Here is a 17989-nt window from a genome sequence, read left to right as displayed (position 1 = left end):
GCGATGGGCGTCCGGCGCCGCGGCCGGCCGGCGAGGCGCTCCAGAGCGGCGGTGAGATCGGCGAGCGCGCTGACAAGGGCGATGTCCGATGGTGCATCGGCCCGCGCCTCGATCAGGGCGCCGATCGCCTCGATCAGCCCGGCATCGGTCAGGACGGGGCTGGCGACGAAGGGCAGCGGGCCCAGCCCGCTGGCCTCCGCGACAAGCCGGGGCGCGATGTGGAGCGCGCGATAGCCATAGCCGTCCNCGGCGCCGGGGCCGGTCATGGCGCACGATCGTTCAAGACAGGGGGAAGCGCGGCGGCGATCATGGCCCGATGATGGAGGATTTGCCGCATCTTGCAAACGCGCTCGGCCTGCTCTGGCTCGCCGCTTTCCCGCTGATGGGCAGCCCGGGCCCGGCGACGCTCAGCCTCGCCGGGATCGGCACCGCCTACGGCTTCCGGCCGGGCCTGCCCTATCTCGCCGGCATCGTCGCCGGCACGACCGGCGTGCTCTTGATGATCGCAACGGGCGTCACCGCGCTGATCCTGGCCCGGCCGGAGCTCGTGATGGTGCTGACCGGGATCGCGGCGGCCTATATCGTCTATCTCGCCTGGAGGATTGCGACGGCCCCTGTTGGAAAGATGGCCCTCGATGGCGCCAGCGCACCCGCCTTCGTGCCGGGCTTTCTGCTGGCGATCGCCAATCCGAAGGCCTTTGCCGCCATCGGCGCGGTCTATGCCAGCCAGACGCTGGTTCCGGGCCATCTCGGCGCGGATACGGGCGCAAAGCTCGTCGCGCTCGCCCTCGTCATCGTCATCGTGAACACCGCCTGGCTGGCCTTCGGCGCGGGCTTTTCGCGGCTGTTGCGCCATCCGAGGATCGGCCGCGCGGCCAATATCGCGTTTGCGGCGATGCTGCTCGCCTCGGTCGGGCTGGCGCTGGTCGCCGCTTGAGGATAGCCGCTTCCATCAGGCCCGGGACGGGACGAATGCGCGGCCGCGCCGGACAGTCTTGCTTACACTTCGGCGGGTTGGCTGGCGTGGCCGATCGCATAGGCGCAGCGGCGGGCGCCGTTGAGCACGTGCTCGGTGCGCTCTACCGTGGCGCCGGGGCCGAGAACGGCGCGGAAGATCGCCAGTTCCGATCGGCACAGGCCCTGACAGGCGGCGGCCGCCGCGCAGATCGGGCAATGGTTTTCGACCAGCACGAAGCCGCCATCGTCCGCCCGTTGCCAGTCGGCCATGTAGCCCTCGGCGCTGCGCAACGCGGCGAGTTTCGCCACGCGCGCTTGAAGCGTCGCGCAGCCGGCCATCGCCGCTTCGTACTTGGAAAGCGTCTGCGCCTCGCGATGGGCGATCAGCCGCTCGAGCCCGTCGGCACCGAACACGGCCCTGGTCGAGGCCAGCATATCTAGCGTCAGGTCCGAATGGCGGTCCGGGAAGCGTCGATGGCCGTGTTCCGTCAACGCCCAGTAGCGCAGGGGGCGGCCGCGTCCGTGCCGGCGATCCTCCGGCGCGACAAGGCCGGCCTCGGCCAGTTTGGCGAACCATTGCTGTGCGCCGGCCGGCGTCATGGCGAGCGCCGCCCCGGCATCCCGGGCGGTCACCGGACCCCGACTCTTGATCAGATAGAGCAGTTGTTCGTCGGTCGGCCTTGACATCGGTCTCTTTTTAGAAAGTAATCACTTTATATAATATCGACCGAAAGGCCGCCGTCAATGGCCGAACACGCCTCCCACAGCCGCGTCACCTGGTCCGAGGTCCTGACGCGCGACCATGCGCCGGCGCTGGCGCTGGTGTGCCTCGGCGTCTGGCTGCACGCCGCCGACGGGCTGATCGTGGCGACCATGCTGCCGGCGATCGTCGCCGAGATCGGCGGCGGGGCGCTGGTCGCCTGGTCGGTGGCGCTTTACGAGATCGGCTCCATCGTTGCCGGCGCCACCGGCGGTTTCCTGGTCCTGCGCTCCGGGCTGCGCCTGCCGATGACGCTTGCCGGCCTCCTGTTCGCCATCGGCTGCCTTGTCAGCGCGTTTGCGCCGACCATGCCGGCGCTGCTCGCCGGCCGTCTCCTGCAAGGGCTCGGCGGCGGCGGTTTGATGGCGCTGTCCTTCGTCGCTGTCTCCATCCTGTTCCCCAAGCGGCTGATGGCGCGGGCCATGGCGGCGATCTCGGCGCTGTGGGGCGTATCGTCCTTTCTCGGTCCCCTGATCGGCGGACTGTTCGTCGAATATGCCAGTTGGCGGGCCGGGTTCGTCTTTTTCGCCGCGCAGGCGCTGGCGCTTGCGCTGTGGATCGGACTGGTGGCCAGGCTCGGGGCACGGCCGCCGGCGGCGGAGCTGTCGAATAATGTGCCACTGCTCCGGCTTGCCGTTCTGGCAGCCGGCGTGGTCGCCGTTGCCTATGCCGGCATCGATATCGATCCGGTGGCGACGCCGGCCTTCATCGCCGCCGGCACGGCTTTGCTGATCGTCTTTCTCGTCCTCGACGGGCGCGCCGGACCCGACCGGCTGCTGCCGTCGGTGCCGTTCGGTCTCGGAACGGCTCATGCCAGCGCGCTCACCATGGTGCTGGCGATGTCGGCGGCGACCATCGCGATTACCGCCTACGGCCCTTTGCTGGTCGTCGCCATCCATGGGGCGTCGGCGATCGTCGCCGGCTATCTGGTTGCCTGTTCGGCGGTCGGCTGGACGGTGTTCGCGATCCTCGTGTCGGGTGCCGATCCGCGCCACGACCCCAAATACATAACCGTGGGCATGGCGATGGTGGTGGCGAGCATCGCCGGGTTCGCGCTCGCCGTGCCGGCCGGCCCGGTCTGGTTGATCGCGCTCGTCGCGATCCTTGAGGGCGGCGGATTCGGTATCGCCTGGACCTTCGTCCTGCGCCGGGTGACGACGCTTTCCGACCCCGCCGAGACCGAACGCATCTCCGGTGCGATCCCCACGGTGCAGCGACTCGGCTATGCGCTCGGCGCGGCCTATATCGGCATCATCGCCAATGCGACCGGCTTCGCGCAGGCGGACACGGCTGAAGCGTTCCTGCCGCCGGCCCGCTGGGTGTTTTTTGGCAGCCTGCCGCTGGCGCTGGTCGGCCTGGTGGCGATGATCCGGTTCGTCTCGCCCGCCATCGCCGATGCGCGGCACCGTCAGGGTAAAAAGGCCCTGTCGTGACGGCCCGCCCCGATAGACCGCTCAATCGCACTGCGCTTCGGCCTCTTGGCCGGCAAGGGTCGGCTCGGCGGGCCGGAAGGCGATGGCGCCGATCAACGTCGCCGTAAGATAGATGCCTGCGACGAGGGCGTAAAAACCGGCTGCGCCCAGCAATGTCGTCGTCCCGCCGGCGAGCGCGGGAGCGATCGTCGAGGCGATGGCATAGACGGCGGCGAAGGCGATCGTGGCTGCCGTCAGCGCCTCGCCGGCGAACCGGTCGCCGATCAGCGCGAGCCCCGCCGTGTAGAGCCCGTAATTGGCGCCGCCCCAGGTCAGCATCAACGCGGCGACGGGCCAGAAGCCGAGTGGTCCGCCGATTGCGATGGCAAGCGTGCAGGCAAGCGACAGCGCGCCGCAGACAAGCACGCTGCGGCGCCGGCCGATACGGTCGAGCGCGAAGCCGACGACCGGCTGTCCGACCAGAAGGCCGACATGGAAAACGGTGACGAACAGCGCCCCCTGTTGCAGCGAAAATCCCTGACCGAGCGTGATCACCGGCAAAAGGCTGATCGCCACCGCGTCGATTGACGAGCCGATGAAGACGAAGGCGAAAGCGGACGGATAGCCGATGACCGCCGGCAGGATGCCGCGCGCCGAAGCGGGCCGGACCGCCATATCGACCGGTTGCCGCGCGCGGGCGAACGGCAGTGCCGCGAGCGCGGTGATGAGGGCGCAGGCGGCCAGGATCGGCAGCGGCCGGTCGGGCAGGGCGGCGACGACCGCCGGACCGAGCACGAAGCCAACCGCCACGGCCGTGCTGTAAAGCCCCATGACCCGGCCGCGACGTGCCGGGTCGGCAAAGGTATTGAGCGCGGCTTCGGCGACGATGAACATCAGATTGGCGCCGATCCCGAGCACCATGCGGGCGAAAAAGACGGTCCAGAAATCCCGGACAAAGGCGAGCACCACGAGTGCGGCCGTCATCACGCCCACGCCGACCATCGCGGTCGTGCCGGCGCCGACGCGGCGGGCCACCGGCGGCATGACAAGAACCCCCGCGACCAGGCCGAGGCCCGTGGCGGACGCATTGAGGCCGTTGAGGGCGTCCGAAACCTGACCGGACAAGACGACGCCGAGCAGCGGATAGGTCGTGCCCATGGCCAGCCCGTAGATCAGCACGCCGAAAACAAGGGCGGCGATGATGCTGGTGGCTTCGATCCTGGATGACGTCATGTCCGCGGCGCTCCGATTGTGTGCATGCACACAAGAGAAAGCAGGGATAAAGCTCAAGCGATGGATTCTTGCTCCAGCGTACGTTTTTGTTACGCTGGGGCATGCGCAAACTTCCCAATCTCAACGCCCTGCGCGCCTTCGATGCCGCCGCCCGCCAGGGCAGTTTCGCCCGCGCCGCCGACGAGCTCGGCGTCAGCCATGCCGCCGTCAGCCGACAGGTGCGCAACCTGGAGAGTGAACTGGGCGTCGCCCTGTTCGAGCGCCATGCCCGCCATGTCGTGCTGACCGGCGAGGGCAGCCTGCTTGCCCGCACCGTGGCCGATTCGCTGTCGGCGCTGGAGATCGACACCGGGCGTCTGCGCCGCCGCGTCGGTCGTCGCACGGTGGTGCTCGATATCGAGTCCGATCTTGCCACACGCTGGCTGATGCCGCTGCTGACGGAGGCGGCGCTGGTCGAACTCAACGTTCATCTCGACATCCGCGTGCGGCCCGACCCGCCGCGCGCGGTGCTTGGCGACGCCGATCTGGCGCTGACCTGGGGGCCGACGCAGTGCACGGGCTTTCGCACCGAGCCGTTTCTGGATTTCGACGGCTTTCCGGTCGCCGCGCCGGCGCTGATCGAAAAAGGCCCGGCGCTCGACGATCCGGCCTTCTTCCTGGTGCATCGGCTGATCCACGAGCGCGGCATCTTCTGGTGGCGGCGCTGTTTCGAGGCACTCGGCCTGTCGCTCGACGACGCGGCCGGACACCTTTACTTCAACCGCTCGCACCTGTGCGTCGACGCGGCGATGCGCGGCATCGGGATTGCCATCGGCGACGATGTGATCTGCGACGAGGCGCTTCGATCTGGTACGCTCGTGCGCCTGCCCGAACCGGTGATGGCCAGCCGCGAGCGCTATTTCATGCTGGTGCCCGACACGCGGCATCTTTCGCAGCCGGTGCGCCGTGTGCGCGATTGGCTGATCGCGCAGGCGGGCCGGCACGAACGGCGCTAAGATTTCGCCCTGTGGGCAGGGCCTCAGCGCGATGCGCGCGTCAGCAGGACCATGGCGGCAACGAGCAGGGCCGCGCCTAAGAGACCGAGGGCGCCGAGGCGCTCGTCGAACATGAGCCAGGCCAGCAGCGTCGCCGTCAGCGGCTCGGTCAGCGCGGCGATGCTGGCGACTGTTGCGCCGGCACGCTTCATGCCGGCAAAGAAGACGATATAGGCAAACCCGGTCGGCACCAGCCCGATATAGAGCAGCAGCCACATTCCGTCTGTCGAGACCGACGCGGGTATAGTGAGCAGGGCGACGGGCAGCAGCATCAGCGCGCCGGCGCCAAGGCCGATGCCGATCAGCGTGAACGGATGGTGGCGCGGCGCCAGCACGCGGCTGAACAGGGTGAAGACGGCGAAGCTCGCCGCCGAGCCGAGCGCCCAGGCGGTACCGGCCAGGACGGCGGCTTGCGTCACCCCGACGTCGGACGGCACGCCGACGAGCATGGCGGTGCCGGCGATGCCGATGGCCAGCGCACCGATGATCGGCGCGGTCAGACGCTCGCCCAGAAAACCGCCGGCGAGCAGCGCCACCATCAAGGGCGCGGTGCAGATCGTTACCAGCGTCGCGATGGCGACCCCGGTCGTGGCGACGGCGGTGAAGTAAAAAAGCTGGTAGAGCGCCATCGAGACGCCGATCATCAGGATGGCGCCCAGTTCGCGGCCGGCGAAGGCGAAGGTGCGCCGCCCCACGGTGGCCAGCGACAGAATCAGCAGCAGCGGCGCGGCAAGCGCGAGACGTACGAAGCCGACGAAGACCGGCGAAATCTCGGCCGTGCCGTAAAGAAGCTTCGAGGCGACGCCGACCGTGCCCCAAAGCGCGGCCGCTATGGCAACCAGCAACACGCTGCCCAATGCAGGGACCGACGGTGCGTTCATCGGCGCCGCCTGCGGTGCTGATGCCAGGCGTCGGTGCTCTTTGCGTTCGCCATTCACGTTCCTTTGCCGGGCTTGCCGGATTGCGGCGTTCGATTTTCGAAAGCCGCCGCGAGCGTATCGCGCGCTCGGACGATATGGGCCGTCAGGACCGCGCGGGCGCTGGCCTCGTCGCGGGCGCGGCAGGCCTCCAGCAGTTCCCGGTGTTCGGCGTCGGACGGGCCCTGATGGTCCATCGTGCCGATGGCGAGCCGCAGATAGCGGTCGGCGAGCGCGTTCAGGCTCTCGATATGGGCGAGCAGACGCGGCCGGCCGCAGGGCGCATGCAGCGTTCGGTGGAATTCGGCATTGAGGTCGCCGAACCGGTCGAGCGGCGCCGCCTCGATGTCGCGCTGGATCCCGGCGGCGCGGTCGATCTGCGCGTTGGTCAGGTGGGGCAGGGCCAGCCCGAGCGCCAGCGGCTCGGCGCTGGCACGCATGTCGAAGATGTCGAGAAGATCGTCCCTGCTCAGCCGCGCGACGATGGCCGAGCGGTTCGGCGGCACATCGACCAGCCCCTGCGCTTCCAGAAGGCGCAAGGCCTCGCGTACGGGCATGCGGCTGACGCCGAACCTTTCGGCGAGCGCGTCCTGACCGAGCCGCGCGCCGCCCTCGATCGCGCCCGAGACGATCTCGTCGCGCAGCCTTGCCGCGATCTCGCCGGCCTGTGCGCCGCGCTGCTGTCCGTCCCTCATGGCGTGCTCCGCCCTTCGACCCGCCTCGGTACACATAATCCACAGTTGACTTAATATCCAGATCATAAAATTGTATCCAACATTACGAAAATGGACGCGAAGGAGCGCCATGCGCCTGTCCCTCATCGTCTCGGCCCTTGTCGCCGTCATCGTCGGTTTCGGCGGTTCGGTCGCCATCGTCATCGCCGCCGCCGAGGCGGTCGGCGCGTCGCCCGCAGCCACCTCGTCCTGGCTCGCGGCGGTCTGTCTGGCGAAGGCGATCGCGTCGGGTTATCTCAGCGCGCGCCACCGAATGCCGATCGTGCTGGCCTGGTCGACCCCGGGTGCGGCGCTGGTCGCCACCTCGTCGGGCATCGGCTTCGCCGAGGCCGTGGGCGCCTTTGCAGCCTGCGCAATTCTGATCCTGCTGACAGCGCTGGTCCGCCCGCTGGGCGATCTGGTGCGCCGCATCCCGACCTCGCTCGCGACCGCCGTCTTGGCGGGCGTGCTGTTCGACTTCGTTCTTGGCGCGGTGACCCGGTCGGCCACGCTGCCGCTGATCGGCGTGCCGATGATCGCGATCTTCGTGACGGTCCGGCTGTGGTCGCCGAGCTGGGCGGTGATCGGCGCGCTTGTCGCCGGCTTCGGCACGGCGCTCGCCTTCGATCTGAACGATCCGCTGCCGGCGCCGGTGCTGTCGGAGTTCGTCTGGACCACGCCGCGCTTCGATGCCGCGGCGCTGATCGGGCTGGCGCTTCCGCTCTACATCGTCACCATGGCCTCGCAGAACCTGCCGGGCTTCGCGGTACTGCGCGCCGACGGCTACGATCCGCCCGTCCGGTCGATCCTGGGCGTCACCGGGCTGGCCTCGCTTGTGAGCGCTCCGTTCGGCGCCCACACCACCTCGCTTGCCGCCATCACCGCCTCGATCTGCACAGGGCCCGACGCCCATCCCGATCCCGCCCGCCGCTGGCTGGGCGGGCTCGTCTATGCCGGCGGTTACATCGTGCTGGCGGCCGTTGCCGCGTCGGTGGTCGCGCTCTTCGCCGCGTTTCCGGCCGAACTGATCCTGATCCTTGCCGGCCTTGCCCTGACGGGGCCGTTCATCGGCGCGCTGTCGGCGGCCGTCTCGACCACCGACGACGCCTTTGCCGCCATCGTCACCTTCGTCGTGACGGCATCGGGACTGACGCTGCTGGGCATCGGCGCCGCCTTCTGGGGGTTGATGGCGGGCCTTGCGCTGGAAGGCGCAAGGCGGATCGCACGAAGGGAGCCGGCACGTCCAAGAAAGGCCGCCGGCTAGGCGCGCTGGACCGCGTCGCGCAGGACGGGCTGAACCGCGTGCGGCGGCCCCGGTCAACCGTGCTGTGCGATGACGCTCAGAAAGGCCGGGCCGTAGCGGTCGAGCTTGGCTTCGCCGACGCCGGGCACGCTCGCCATTTCCGTGCGCGACGACGGCTTTGCGGCCGCGAGCTCGATCAGCGTCTTGTCGTGGAAGATCACATAGGGCGGCACGTTTTGCGTACGCGCGATCTCCATGCGCTTTTTCCGCAGCGCCTCGAACAGCGCCTGGTCGGCTTCGGAGATCGCCGGCCGGGCGGCACCACCAACAGCGCCGCGGCGCCGCGCGCGCGGCGGGGCGGGCACGCGCAGCATCAGCGTGGGCTTGTCGCGCAGAAAATCGCGGCCGGCCGGGGCGATCGACAGGCCGCCGTGACCGGCAAGGTCGACGTCGACCAGGCGCAAGGCGATCAGCTGGCGCAGGACCGCCCGCCATGTGCGCTTGTCGTGTTCGGTGCCGATCCCGAAGGTGGAGATGCGGTCGTGGCCGAACTGGGCGATGCGGTCGCTCTCCGTCCCCAGCAGCACGTCGACGACATAGGCCTGCCCGAACCGTTCGCCGGTGCGGTAGATGCACGACAGCGCCTTCTGCGCGGCGATGGTGCCGTCGAACAGCTTTGGCGGCTCGGCGCAGGTGTCGCAATTGCCGCACGGCGCGCCCGTGTCGCCGAAATAGGCCAGAAGCGCCTGTCGGCGGCAGCCGGCGGTTTCCGTCAGGCCGAGCAGCGCGTCCAGCTTGCCGCGCTCGACGCGCTTGCGTGGTTCGGGCGCGTCCGAGCCTTCGATGAAGCGGCTGCGCAGCGCGATGTCGTCGGACCCGTAGAGCATCAGCGCCTCGGCGGGCAGGCCGTCGCGGCCGGCGCGGCCGGTCTCCTGATAATAGGCCTCGATACTGCCCGGCAGGTCGATATGCGCGACGAAACGCACGTCCGGCTTGTCGATGCCCATGCCGAAGGCGATGGTGGCGACCATGATCACCGCCTCGCCGTGCTGAAAGCGCGCCTGGTTTGCCTCGCGCGCCGCCTTGTCCATGCCGGCGTGATAGGCGAGCGCGTCATGGCCCTGGTCCCTGAGCCAGGCGGCGGTCTCGTCGGTCTTGCGCTTGGACAGGCAGTAGACGATGCCGCTCTCGCCGGCGTGGCGCTTGAGAAAATCCTTCAGCTGCGCGCGCGGATTGTCCTTCTCCTCGATGGCGTAGCGGATATTGGGCCGGTCGAAGCCGGCGATGAAGGCGTTGGCCTCGGCGATGTCGAGATGGGCGAGGATCTCCGCGCGCGTCGGTTCGTCGGCCGTCGCCGTCAGCGCCATGCGCGGCGTGCCCGGAAACTGACGCACCAGCGCGTCGAGTTGACGGTAGGCGGGGCGGAAATCGTGCCCCCATTGCGACAGGCAATGCGCTTCGTCGATGGCAATCAGCGACAGGCACGTGTCTTCGAGACGCTGGAGGATTTCCGGCCGCAGCAGCGTCTCGGGCGCGACATAGAGCAGGTCCACCGCGCCGTCGCGAATGTCGCGCCACAGCGCGCTGCGCGCGTCGGCCGGCAGGTCCGAATTGAGCGCCGCCGCGCGCACGCCGGCCTGCCGTAGCGCGGCGACCTGGTCGGCCATCAGCGCCAGCAGTGGCGACACGATAAGGCCCATGCCAGGCCGCGCGATGGCCGGGATCTGGTAGCACAGCGACTTTCCGCCGCCTGTCGGCATCAGCACGAAGGCGTTTCCGCCGGCGATGACATGCTCGACGATGCGCGCCTGCAGGCCTCGGAAGGCGTCGTAACCGTAGACGGATTTGAGGATCGAAAGGGCGTCGGCGGTCATGGTCTTCAAGTCAGGGAATCAGCAGGCGCCCTTCATAGCAGCTTTGGCCGGCATTGCAGGTTCGGCGCAGCGAGAAAGGGGCCAGGCGCGGTCGCGGCCGCTCCCTTGCGAGCGCGCGTTGTGAGGCATTGCGCTCAGCCACCAGCCGAATGCTTGGTGGGAACGGGAACATGCCGCATAGCAACGGCCGCGATCAGGCTCCAGACGACCAGACGCAGGCTCATCGCGCCGATCGTCCGGGTCTCGAACGCACCGCCCTGAAACACATAAAGGCCGAACAGCGCGAACACTATGCCGATAGCTGCCGCCAGGGCCACGGCCAGCAGGGGCGCCCATCGTCGTTTCATGGCGATGCCGACACCGGCAAGGACATAGGCGAAACCCGACAGAAAATTGAACCACAGCACGAACGGCACCACGTTGCCCGCAGCTTCCTGTGCGGCCGTGCCGCCGAACAGCACCCAACCGCCCGAAACGATCGTCAAGGCGCCGAACGCCACCGCAACGCCCGCCGCGATCCTGATTGGCCATTTTCCCGACGACTGCGCCTTCACGTCTCTTTTTCCTTTTGGGATTCCAGAATCCCGTCGCGCAGATGGAACAGCCGGTCGAACCGGTCATAGATTTTCTCGTCGTGGGTGACGGCGACGATGCAGGCGTCGTGTTCGGCGGCCAGCTTGCGCATCAGATCCATGACGATCCCCGCACGTTTGCTATCGAGCGCGGCGGTCGGCTCGTCCGCCAGGATGATTCGCGGCCTGTTGGCGAGGGCGCGGGCGATGGCCACGCGCTGGGCTTCGCCGCCCGACAGAAGCGCCGGCATGGCCGCGGCGCGGTGGCCGACCTCCAGATAGTCGAGCAGTTCGGCAGCACGTGCCTGTGCCACGGCCGCCGGTTCTCCTGCGAGTGTCAACACCAGGGCGACGTTGTCGCGCGCGTTGAGGAACGGCAGCAGATTGTGGAACTGGAAGATGAAGCCGATCTTGTCGAGCCGCAGCCGGCGCAGGTCGCCGCGCAGCCAGTGGTCGTTGAAGACCAATTCGCCATCCAGCGTCACCCGGCCTTCGGTGGGGGCGATGATGCAGCCGATAACGTTCAGCAGCGTGGTCTTGCCCGACCCCGAGGGGCCGAGCAACGCCACCACCTCGCCCTGACGCACGGTCAGGTCGATGTTGCGCAGCGCATCGACGCGCGTCGCGCCCGCGCCGAAATGTTTGGAGACGCCGGCGATCTCGACCAGGGGCTCGCGAAGCGGGTCCATGGCTCAGCCACCGATCGCCGTTGCGGGATCGACCTTCAGCGCCGCCCGCACGCCAAGACCGCTGGCCGCGATGCAGACCACGACGATGATGCCTGCCAGCGCTGCCGCGTTCACCGGCTCCAGCACCACGCGGCGGGGAAAATAGTCCTTGATGAGCAGGATCAGGATCAGGCCGAAGCTCCACCCGATCATCCCGAGCGCCAGGGATTGCTGCACGATCAGGCCGATAATGGTGCGATCCGGGGCGCCGATCAGCTTCAGCGTGGCGATCTGCTTCAGTTTTTCCATCGTCATCGTATAGATGATCAGGGCGATCACCACCGCCGAGACTGTCAGCAGGATGCCGAGGAACAGGCCGATCTGCCGCTTGGCGCGATCCACGACCGAACCGATCAGGATCTGTTCCTGTTGTGCCTGCGTCAGGGCGCCCAGATGTTTCCACTGTCTCACCGTCTGTGCCACGTCTTGCGGATCGGCGGTCGGCTCGATCCGGGCGATCACCGCCGCCACGGTATCGGTGCTTTCCAGCAGCCCGGCGCCGCGCGCGGTCTGAACCCGCTGGGCCGGCGGGGCCAGTTGCGACTGCAGGGTCTGTGCGTCGGACAGGGCGATGAAGGCTGCCGGGTCGCCGGCGGAGTTCATCACATCCTCGACCAGGCCGACCACCGCAAAACTGTCCCGTCCGAGGCGGATCCGGTCACCGATACTGAGGCCGGTCTTGCGGTCGGCAACCAGTTCGAAATGGGTCTGGGTGATGCCGCGCCCGCGGGCGATCGTCTGCGGCCCGCCAGGGCGGCCGGGCTCGAAGCCGATGACGTAGAGGCGCAGCGTGTCGCCGGCATGGTCGGCCTCGACCGTCTGGTAGGTGATGCTGCCCGCCTCGGCAACGCCGTGCAGGCGGGCGACCGCGTCGCGGGTGCTGCCGGGGATTTTCGAGGCTTCCGCGAACGGCCCTTGTGTTCCGGCTTCGACGACCCACAGATCGGCCTGCGGCGCCTTCACGATGTTCAGCGCGTCGGCCACCAGCCCGTTATAGATGCCGATCATCGCCAGCACGACCGCCATCAGCAGGCTGAGGCCGAGGCAGGTCAGCAGGAAACGAAACAGATTGTGGCGCACATCCCGGTAGGCGAGGTTCATGGCGCGTCCCCCGTGACGCGGGCCATCCGCCCCTCCGACAAACCCTTAAGAGGAGCCGCGACGACCTTGGCGCCTTCCGGCAGGCCTGAGACGATTTCAGCTTTTGCGTTCTCGGTCCGGTGGCCGAAGATCATTTCGGTCTCCGCCAGCCGTCCGTCCCGCACGATCCACACGCGGCCTCGATGGCCGTCGAAACCGCTGATGGCGACCTCGGGCACCAGCAACGCCTCGGGCAGGGTCGCGACGGTGATCGCGACCTCGGCCTGCTCGCCCAGAAAAATTTCGGCCGGGCAGCGGTCGCAGGTGATCCACACCCGCCGTTCCTCGTTCACGCGGTCGCTTTCGATGCCGATCCGCGCGACCGTGCCGGTGAAGACCTCGTGCGGCAGCGACCGCAAGCGCACCTCCGCCGGCTGGCCGACGGCGATCGAACCGGCGCGCGCCTCGTCGATATAGGCCAGCGTCCAGACGGTGCCGGGGTCCATCAGCGTGAAGATCGGTTCGCCGGCGCGCACCACCGTGCCCGCCTCGGCATGCCGCGTAACGACGACCGCATCGAACGGCGCGCGCAGCACGTGATGATCAAGCAGCGTCCGTTCATAAAGCAGCGCGGCCTCGGCGTCGGCACGCTGCGCCTGCGCGACCTTTACCTCGCTTTCGGCGACGGCCAGATCGGCGGCGGCCACATCGACGTCGCGCTGTGCCTCTTCGGCGGACTGCGCCGAGATCGCGCTGCGTTCGGCCAGCGCCTGTCGGCGATTGTTGGTGGATCTGCGCTGGGCAAGCACGGCCCGCGCCCGCACCACATTCGCCGCCGCCTTGCTCGATGTGGCGCCGGCGGCCTCCACCGCGGCCTCGGCGCGCACGACGCGCGCCTGCTGCTCGGCGGTGTGCAGCCGGGCCAGGATCTGTCCCCGGCCGACCGCGTCGCCGCTGTCGACGGCAAGCTCGGTCAGGGCCGCGCCGACCTCGAATCCGATCCGCGAGACGATGCGCGCCTCGACCGAGCCGAGGCCATAGACCCGCACCGCCACGTCGCGCTCGACTGCGGCGACGGGAACGGCGAGGGGACGTTCGGTGAGAAACAGATATCCGGCGGCACCGATCGCGGCGGCCCCGGCCAGGGCCAGCAACCAGAAAAATCCACGTCGTTTCATGGTGCGTGCTCCTGCGATGCCGTGAGGCGAAACAATGTCAGCTGGGCATCGAGCAGCCGCGCCCCCTCGGCCTCCAGCGCGAACAGGCGATTGCCGAGCGCCCAGCGGATCGCCAGTCCCTGCACCAGCGAGATCAGCAGGACCGCGCCGTCATTGGGGTCCACGTCGCCGCGGATCAGGCCCGCCTCGCGCGCCGCGGTCAGCTCGGCCCTAAGCAGGGCCTGAAAGCGCATCATCAGCGAGCGGAAACGGTCGCGCAGCGCGGCGTTTTCGCTCTGCAGCTCGCGCGAGTGCAAAATGGCCGGGATCGCAGGATGGCTCTCGATCTGCCGCAATTGGGTCCGCACCAGCAGGGCAAGCCGGTCCAGCGGCGCGGCGCTCTCGGCAAGCGCGGCCCGCCATGCCCGGCTCATCGTCGCGTCGATCGCTTCGGCGACGGCCTGCCACAATGCCTGTTTGGTCGCGAAATGCCGGAACACCCCGGGCTGCGTCAGCCCGACGGCATCGGCGACGGCCTGCGTCGTCAACCGGTCGGGCCCCAGCTCGTCGGCCAGGCGCAGCATGGTGGCGACAATCTCGGCCTTGCGGGCGGCGGCAGTCTTTCGGACCATTTTGAGGCCCCTAATGAGTGACTGCTCACTAACTAATAAAAATGCCGCGCGCGTTCAAGGTCTGGGGGTCCGATGTCTGCGGGGCGTAGACACACGGGATAATGGCAGGGCGTGGGGGATAGCGATGAGAACCATGTCTACTCGATAGCCCCCACGCCTCTCCAAGCAGGCCTATTCCCGACTGGCGTGCAGCCCGACCAACCGGGACAGCAACATCACTGTGTAGAGCGTGCCGCCAATGGCTTCGAAGGCGACGAAGGATTGGGCATAGAAGCCGACCGGCGTGATGTCGCCATAGCCCAGCGTGGTCAGCGTGACGTAGCTGAAATAGACCATCTGTTGCCAGTCGACCGCCGCGCCGGAACTGGCCACGAAGGATCCCGGCACACACCATTCGATGAGGGCCAGCACGGCGGCGAAGCCCGATCCGATCACGAGGTAGAGCGAGGTCGCGGAGATCAGCACATCGGTCATCACAGTCCTGGCCCCGAAAGTGTAGCGCGCCAGCACCGCGACCATGCCGAGATGATAGGCAATGGAGGTCAGATAAACGGCAAGGGCCGCCCCATTCGAGGGGGCGTAGGAGTTCAGAAGACCCGCCAGGAACACGGCAATCCCCGCGCTTCCGGCGAAGACACGCAAGATATGGTTATCCGTGAGCGCCCAGGTCGCCACCACGAAGATTGCGGCGTAGAAGCCATAGAACAGAGCCGGCCAAATTCCCCCCGCTGCCGACAGCGGGTAGGTTAGGTTGTGGACCAGGATCGCGGCCAGAAAGCCGGCATTGGCGGTAACTTTGTTGCGCGCAGTGGGCAGTGTCAGCATCTCAGGCCGCCTTCCGGTGGCCGAGTGCCGCCATGGCCACCATGATCGACAGGACGCCCGCACCGAGCCACAACCCGTTCAGGTTGATGCTCAAAGCCAGCCAGCCCCAGGCCGCAACGGCCGCCACGGCCAGAAGGTAGGATGCGCGCAAGCGCTCCGCAGTCACGCGATGAAAAATCGTGCAGCCGAGAAGGAAAAGCGACGGCCCGGCGAAGGCGATGATCGCGGTCTCGGCATGGATCGCATCGTGGGGATGGGCCACGATCATCTCAATGGCGACGGCGGTCACGATGGCGCCGCAGACCGCGACCCCATGGGCGTAGGCCAGGCCTGCGCGGGCGAGACTGGTGTGATCCGTCTCATGTTCGAACCGATGCTCGCCCGGTTCTGAGAGGTCGACGAAGTAGATCCACCACAGTGTCACGATCAGCAGGAAGCCGATCAGTGCGGCGACGCCCGTGTCCAGATGGATCTCGTGGCTGACCAGATAGCCGCCCAGCAGGAGAATGGATTCCCCAAGCGCGATGATGAAGATCAACTGGTTGCGCTCGAACAGATGTAGCCCTTTCAGCGGCCAGCTCGACATCGGGGTCGAGCCCTTGCCGGGCAGCCAGTATCCCAGATAAGGCGCGGCATAGTCGATCAGCACGGCGAGGATCCAGAGCTCCAGACGCGCGGGCGCGATGAAGGCCCCCAATATCCAGAAGATGCCGGAGATCGCGCTCCATGCGCCAAGCTGGGCATAGTTCCGCCCCATGACCTGACCGCGAAACACAATGGCCATATAGCCCGCCCGGATCAGCGCCATCGCCACATAGGCGACGGCGAACAGCGCCGCGCGTTCGCTGAAAGCCTGCGGCGCCGCCACCGCCATCAAAAGCGCACAGCCCATCAGGACGATCATCAAACCGCGCCCGCTGGGATGATCCGGGTTGACCCAGTTTGCCGCCCATGCCGTGTAGTTCCAGGCCCACCAGACGGCGGCAAAGAGCGTCACATATTCCAAGGCACCAAGCCAACTCGCATGTTCGAGGAGGTAATGGGAGAGTTGGATGATGGTGAAAACATAAACGAGATCAAAGAACAGCTCCATCGTCGTGACGCGAGGCGTTTCTTTGGGGCCGAGGTCACGCAAGGCGCGTGTCGGGACAAGGCGGTGCAATAGGTTGGACATGAATGCTGCCTGTTGAATCTTCTCGATTATCCCCGAAACCCGCCTGCATTCAAATACTGGCTTTCTTCGGGGGTCGGTGTGCGCTTGAAGATCGATTGTCTATGGGGAAAACGCCCGAAACGCGCGATGATGTCACGATGGCGCCTGGCCCGGTGAAGTCCCGAGGGCAGATAGCGGCGATGCAGCGCGACCGATTGCTCCTGATCCTCCAGCGCCTCGGAATGCGCGAAAGGCAAAAGCATGAAAAGGCGGAGGTCTGGCGGTAATCGGCCGATAAAACCCTGCCGCCGGGCATGACGCGCCACCGACAGGGCCTGCGGGTCGGCGCGATACATTTCCCTGGTGCCCCGGAACGCATTGCGTGGGTATTGATCGAGCAGGATCAGCAGCGCCAGGCAGCCCTCGGGCGTAGCCTGCCATGATGCAAGACCGCCCGCCATCGCCGCATCATGCAGATGTGCGAAGCGTGCACGAAAAATGGCATCAAACGCGGGCGATTGGGAGAACCAGTTCTCCGTAGCGCCTCGCCACCAGGCGATCACTTCTGAGATCGGGGCGACTGTCATGCCAACCGCCGTGCAAGAAACCAGGCGAGCAGGCACGGAACGCCGAAGATGATGGCGAAGATGGGCAGTTCTTCGGCCACGCTGTATCCGGCATGGGCCACACCGACCCAGAGATTAATCGCCGCGGCCACCGCCCAAAGCACCGCATAGACAGGAAGAGCTTGGCGCAGGGGCAGGCCACGCCAGAAGGCAATGCCATAGACGGCTGCCATCAGGGCAATCCCACCAAGGATCATGAGAAGAGTGTGCATATGAAACCTCCGGATCGGAAGAGGCGGTGGGGCCGGTGCCCCGCCGCGTCCATCGCGATTACTTGGTCGTGTAACCACCATTAACGAGGATCGTCTGGCCGGTCATCCACCATCCGCCGGAAACCATGAAGGTGATCCAGGGCGCGATATCTTCGATGTCGGTCAGACCGGTCTTCGAGAAGGGTGACAGCGCGGCGGCGTTCTTGTGATACTCGACCGCCTCCTTTTCCTCCGCCGGGTAGAAGAAGGAGGTATCCATCGGACCCGGCCCGATTGCGGTCACAGAGATGCCGCGCGCACCCAGTTCCTTCGAGGCGGCACGCGTGAAGTGTTCGACCGGCGCTTTCAGACCCTCATAAGCGGCGTAGAAGGGCGTGTAGGCCCCCAACAGCGAAGTCACGATGGTGCAGATCTTACCGTTGTCATTGAGGTGCGTTCCGGCTTCTTTCAGGAAGAAGAAGGCGGATTTGACGTTGACCGCGCAGGATTGGTCGAACATCTCTTCGGTCACCTCGGCCATCGGCTTCTTCACCACCATGCCGACGGTGTTGATCGCGATGTCGGGACGCCCCACCGCCGCGACGGTATCGGCGAACAGTTTCTCCATCGCCGCTGCCGAGGTCAGATCGGCCTGAAAGGCCACCGCTTCAGCGCCTGCGGATTTGATCGCCGCAACGGTTTCTTCGGCAGCCGCCTTGGTGGCGTCGCTGTTGTAGTGGATGGCGACGGCCGCCGCGCCGGATTTGGCGAATTCGCGCGCCAGCAACCCTCCCAGGTTTTTCGCGCCGCCGGCGATCAGAACCGTTTTCCCTTCAATGCTGTTTCTCGACATGCCATTTCCTTTCCGCTTTGCGTACGCCG

At 67.2% G+C, this 17989-nt stretch carries 19 protein-coding genes; 4 read left to right on the top strand and 15 right to left on the bottom strand.

Going from position 1 to position 17989, the window contains the following annotated elements:
- Positions 1 to 316: 316 nt before the first annotated feature.
- Positions 317 to 937 carry a LysE family translocator gene (locus tag EP380_RS11145; protein WP_238719828.1) on the top strand — a complete coding sequence of 207 codons (621 nt, stop codon included), beginning with the start codon at positions 317 to 319 and terminating at the stop codon, positions 935 to 937.
- 62 nt (positions 938 to 999) lie between these two features.
- On the opposite strand, the gene EP380_RS11140 is transcribed toward EP380_RS11145, so the two are convergent.
- Positions 1000 to 1644 (bottom strand): helix-turn-helix transcriptional regulator, encoded by a 645-nt coding sequence (locus tag EP380_RS11140; protein ID WP_127598645.1) that lies wholly within the window; start codon positions 1642 to 1644, stop codon positions 1000 to 1002.
- A gap of 57 nt (positions 1645 to 1701) precedes the next feature.
- Between EP380_RS11140 and EP380_RS11135 the strand changes: the two genes are divergently transcribed.
- Entirely contained in the window at positions 1702 to 3150 is a 1449-nt protein-coding gene (locus tag EP380_RS11135; RefSeq protein WP_127598643.1) for an MFS transporter, read from the top strand.
- Between the two features lie 21 nt (positions 3151 to 3171).
- On the opposite strand, the gene EP380_RS11130 is transcribed toward EP380_RS11135, so the two are convergent.
- Complete coding sequence (locus tag EP380_RS11130; protein ID WP_127598641.1) at positions 3172 to 4362, bottom strand: MFS transporter; 1191 nt, start codon at positions 4360 to 4362, stop codon at positions 3172 to 3174.
- Between the two features lie 101 nt (positions 4363 to 4463).
- On the opposite strand from EP380_RS11130, the gene EP380_RS11125 reads away from it, so the two are divergent.
- The gene (locus EP380_RS11125) at positions 4464 to 5357 is read left to right on the top strand and encodes a LysR family transcriptional regulator (protein ID WP_127598639.1); all 894 of its coding nucleotides are present in this window, start codon (positions 4464 to 4466) and stop codon (positions 5355 to 5357) included.
- A gap of 23 nt (positions 5358 to 5380) precedes the next feature.
- Here the strand turns inward: EP380_RS11125 and EP380_RS11120 are convergent, their stop codons facing one another.
- Both EP380_RS11120 and EP380_RS11115 read right to left on the bottom strand, forming a co-directional pair.
- The gene (locus EP380_RS11120) at positions 5381 to 6277 is read right to left on the bottom strand and encodes a DMT family transporter (protein WP_127598637.1); all 897 of its coding nucleotides are present in this window, start codon (positions 6275 to 6277) and stop codon (positions 5381 to 5383) included.
- A 53-nt stretch (positions 6278 to 6330) separates the two neighbouring features.
- Positions 6331 to 7008 carry a GntR family transcriptional regulator gene (locus EP380_RS11115; RefSeq protein ID WP_127598635.1) on the bottom strand — a complete coding sequence of 226 codons (678 nt, stop codon included), beginning with the start codon at positions 7006 to 7008 and terminating at the stop codon, positions 6331 to 6333.
- A gap of 70 nt (positions 7009 to 7078) precedes the next feature.
- Between EP380_RS11115 and EP380_RS11110 the strand changes: the two genes are divergently transcribed.
- Positions 7079 to 8290, top strand: coding sequence for a benzoate/H(+) symporter BenE family transporter (locus EP380_RS11110; protein ID WP_275068998.1), 1212 nt, complete (start codon positions 7079 to 7081; stop codon positions 8288 to 8290).
- A 53-nt stretch (positions 8291 to 8343) separates the two neighbouring features.
- On the opposite strand, the gene recQ is transcribed toward EP380_RS11110, so the two are convergent.
- From recQ to EP380_RS11055, 11 genes are all read right to left on the bottom strand, one after another.
- The gene (gene recQ / locus EP380_RS11105) at positions 8344 to 10143 is read right to left on the bottom strand and encodes a DNA helicase RecQ (RefSeq protein WP_127598631.1); all 1800 of its coding nucleotides are present in this window, start codon (positions 10141 to 10143) and stop codon (positions 8344 to 8346) included.
- 134 nt (positions 10144 to 10277) lie between these two features.
- Positions 10278 to 10697 (bottom strand): hypothetical protein, encoded by a 420-nt coding sequence (locus EP380_RS11100; RefSeq protein WP_127598629.1) that lies wholly within the window; start codon positions 10695 to 10697, stop codon positions 10278 to 10280.
- Positions 10694 to 11404, bottom strand: a complete 711-nt coding sequence (locus EP380_RS11095) for an ABC transporter ATP-binding protein (RefSeq protein WP_127598627.1) — start codon at positions 11402 to 11404, stop codon at positions 10694 to 10696. Before EP380_RS11095 ends, EP380_RS11100 begins: the two co-directional genes overlap by 4 nt.
- Positions 11405 to 11407: 3 nt before the next feature.
- Positions 11408 to 12544 carry an ABC transporter permease gene (locus EP380_RS11090; protein ID WP_127598625.1) on the bottom strand — a complete coding sequence of 379 codons (1137 nt, stop codon included), beginning with the start codon at positions 12542 to 12544 and terminating at the stop codon, positions 11408 to 11410.
- Complete coding sequence (locus EP380_RS11085) at positions 12541 to 13701, bottom strand: efflux RND transporter periplasmic adaptor subunit (RefSeq protein ID WP_127598623.1); 1161 nt, start codon at positions 13699 to 13701, stop codon at positions 12541 to 12543. Before EP380_RS11085 ends, EP380_RS11090 begins: the two co-directional genes overlap by 4 nt.
- Positions 13698 to 14264 carry a TetR/AcrR family transcriptional regulator gene (locus tag EP380_RS11080; protein ID WP_238719827.1) on the bottom strand — a complete coding sequence of 189 codons (567 nt, stop codon included), beginning with the start codon at positions 14262 to 14264 and terminating at the stop codon, positions 13698 to 13700. The genes EP380_RS11085 and EP380_RS11080 overlap by 4 nt, the downstream gene beginning before the upstream one ends.
- A 219-nt stretch (positions 14265 to 14483) precedes the next feature.
- Positions 14484 to 15137, bottom strand: a complete 654-nt coding sequence (locus EP380_RS11075) for a potassium channel family protein (protein ID WP_127598619.1) — start codon at positions 15135 to 15137, stop codon at positions 14484 to 14486.
- Between the two features lies 1 nt (position 15138).
- Positions 15139 to 16311 (bottom strand): low temperature requirement protein A, encoded by a 1173-nt coding sequence (locus tag EP380_RS11070; protein WP_127598617.1) that lies wholly within the window; start codon positions 16309 to 16311, stop codon positions 15139 to 15141.
- A gap of 26 nt (positions 16312 to 16337) precedes the next feature.
- Positions 16338 to 16877, bottom strand: coding sequence for a DUF924 family protein (locus EP380_RS11065; protein WP_127598615.1), 540 nt, complete (start codon positions 16875 to 16877; stop codon positions 16338 to 16340).
- A complete protein-coding gene (locus tag EP380_RS11060) occupies positions 16874 to 17128 on the bottom strand; it encodes a hypothetical protein (RefSeq protein ID WP_127598613.1) in 255 nt (84 codons plus the stop codon). The genes EP380_RS11065 and EP380_RS11060 overlap by 4 nt, the downstream gene beginning before the upstream one ends.
- 58 nt (positions 17129 to 17186) lie before the next feature.
- The gene (locus EP380_RS11055) at positions 17187 to 17960 is read right to left on the bottom strand and encodes an SDR family oxidoreductase (protein ID WP_127598611.1); all 774 of its coding nucleotides are present in this window, start codon (positions 17958 to 17960) and stop codon (positions 17187 to 17189) included.
- Between the last annotated feature and the right edge of the window lie 29 nt (positions 17961 to 17989).

It is taken from the genome of Nitratireductor alexandrii, assembly GCF_004000215.1.
In the GTDB taxonomy this organism is placed as follows: Bacteria; Pseudomonadota; Alphaproteobacteria; order Rhizobiales; family Rhizobiaceae; genus Mangrovimarina; species Mangrovimarina alexandrii.
This window is presented reverse-complemented; position numbering and strand designations above follow the sequence as displayed.

Bases quoted from the DNA above. Each gene is read 5' to 3' on its own strand.
- EP380_RS11080 (WP_238719827.1), bottom strand. From the start codon at position 14,264: ATGCTGCGCCTGGCCGACGAGCTGGGGCCCGACCGGTTGACGACGCAG.
- EP380_RS11120 (WP_127598637.1), bottom strand. From the start codon at position 6,277: ATGAACGCACCGTCGGTCCCTGCATTGGGCAGCGTGTTGCTGGTTGCC.
- EP380_RS11055 (WP_127598611.1), bottom strand. From the start codon at position 17,960: ATGTCGAGAAACAGCATTGAAGGGAAAACGGTTCTGATCGCCGGCGGC.
- EP380_RS11075 (WP_127598619.1), bottom strand. From the start codon at position 15,137: ATGCTGACACTGCCCACTGCGCGCAACAAAGTTACCGCCAATGCCGGC.
- EP380_RS11140 (WP_127598645.1), bottom strand. From the start codon at position 1,644: ATGTCAAGGCCGACCGACGAACAACTGCTCTATCTGATCAAGAGTCGG.
- EP380_RS11115 (WP_127598635.1), bottom strand. From the start codon at position 7,008: ATGAGGGACGGACAGCAGCGCGGCGCACAGGCCGGCGAGATCGCGGCA.
- recQ (WP_127598631.1), bottom strand. From the start codon at position 10,143: ATGACCGCCGACGCCCTTTCGATCCTCAAATCCGTCTACGGTTACGAC.
- EP380_RS11125 (WP_127598639.1), top strand. From the start codon at position 4,464: ATGCGCAAACTTCCCAATCTCAACGCCCTGCGCGCCTTCGATGCCGCC.
- EP380_RS11145 (WP_238719828.1), top strand. From the start codon at position 317: ATGATGGAGGATTTGCCGCATCTTGCAAACGCGCTCGGCCTGCTCTGG.
- EP380_RS11060 (WP_127598613.1), bottom strand. From the start codon at position 17,128: ATGCACACTCTTCTCATGATCCTTGGTGGGATTGCCCTGATGGCAGCC.
- EP380_RS11085 (WP_127598623.1), bottom strand. From the start codon at position 13,701: ATGAAACGACGTGGATTTTTCTGGTTGCTGGCCCTGGCCGGGGCCGCC.
- EP380_RS11135 (WP_127598643.1), top strand. From the start codon at position 1,702: ATGGCCGAACACGCCTCCCACAGCCGCGTCACCTGGTCCGAGGTCCTG.
- EP380_RS11065 (WP_127598615.1), bottom strand. From the start codon at position 16,877: ATGACAGTCGCCCCGATCTCAGAAGTGATCGCCTGGTGGCGAGGCGCT.
- EP380_RS11070 (WP_127598617.1), bottom strand. From the start codon at position 16,311: ATGTCCAACCTATTGCACCGCCTTGTCCCGACACGCGCCTTGCGTGAC.
- EP380_RS11130 (WP_127598641.1), bottom strand. From the start codon at position 4,362: ATGACGTCATCCAGGATCGAAGCCACCAGCATCATCGCCGCCCTTGTT.
- EP380_RS11090 (WP_127598625.1), bottom strand. From the start codon at position 12,544: ATGAACCTCGCCTACCGGGATGTGCGCCACAATCTGTTTCGTTTCCTG.
- EP380_RS11095 (WP_127598627.1), bottom strand. From the start codon at position 11,404: ATGGACCCGCTTCGCGAGCCCCTGGTCGAGATCGCCGGCGTCTCCAAA.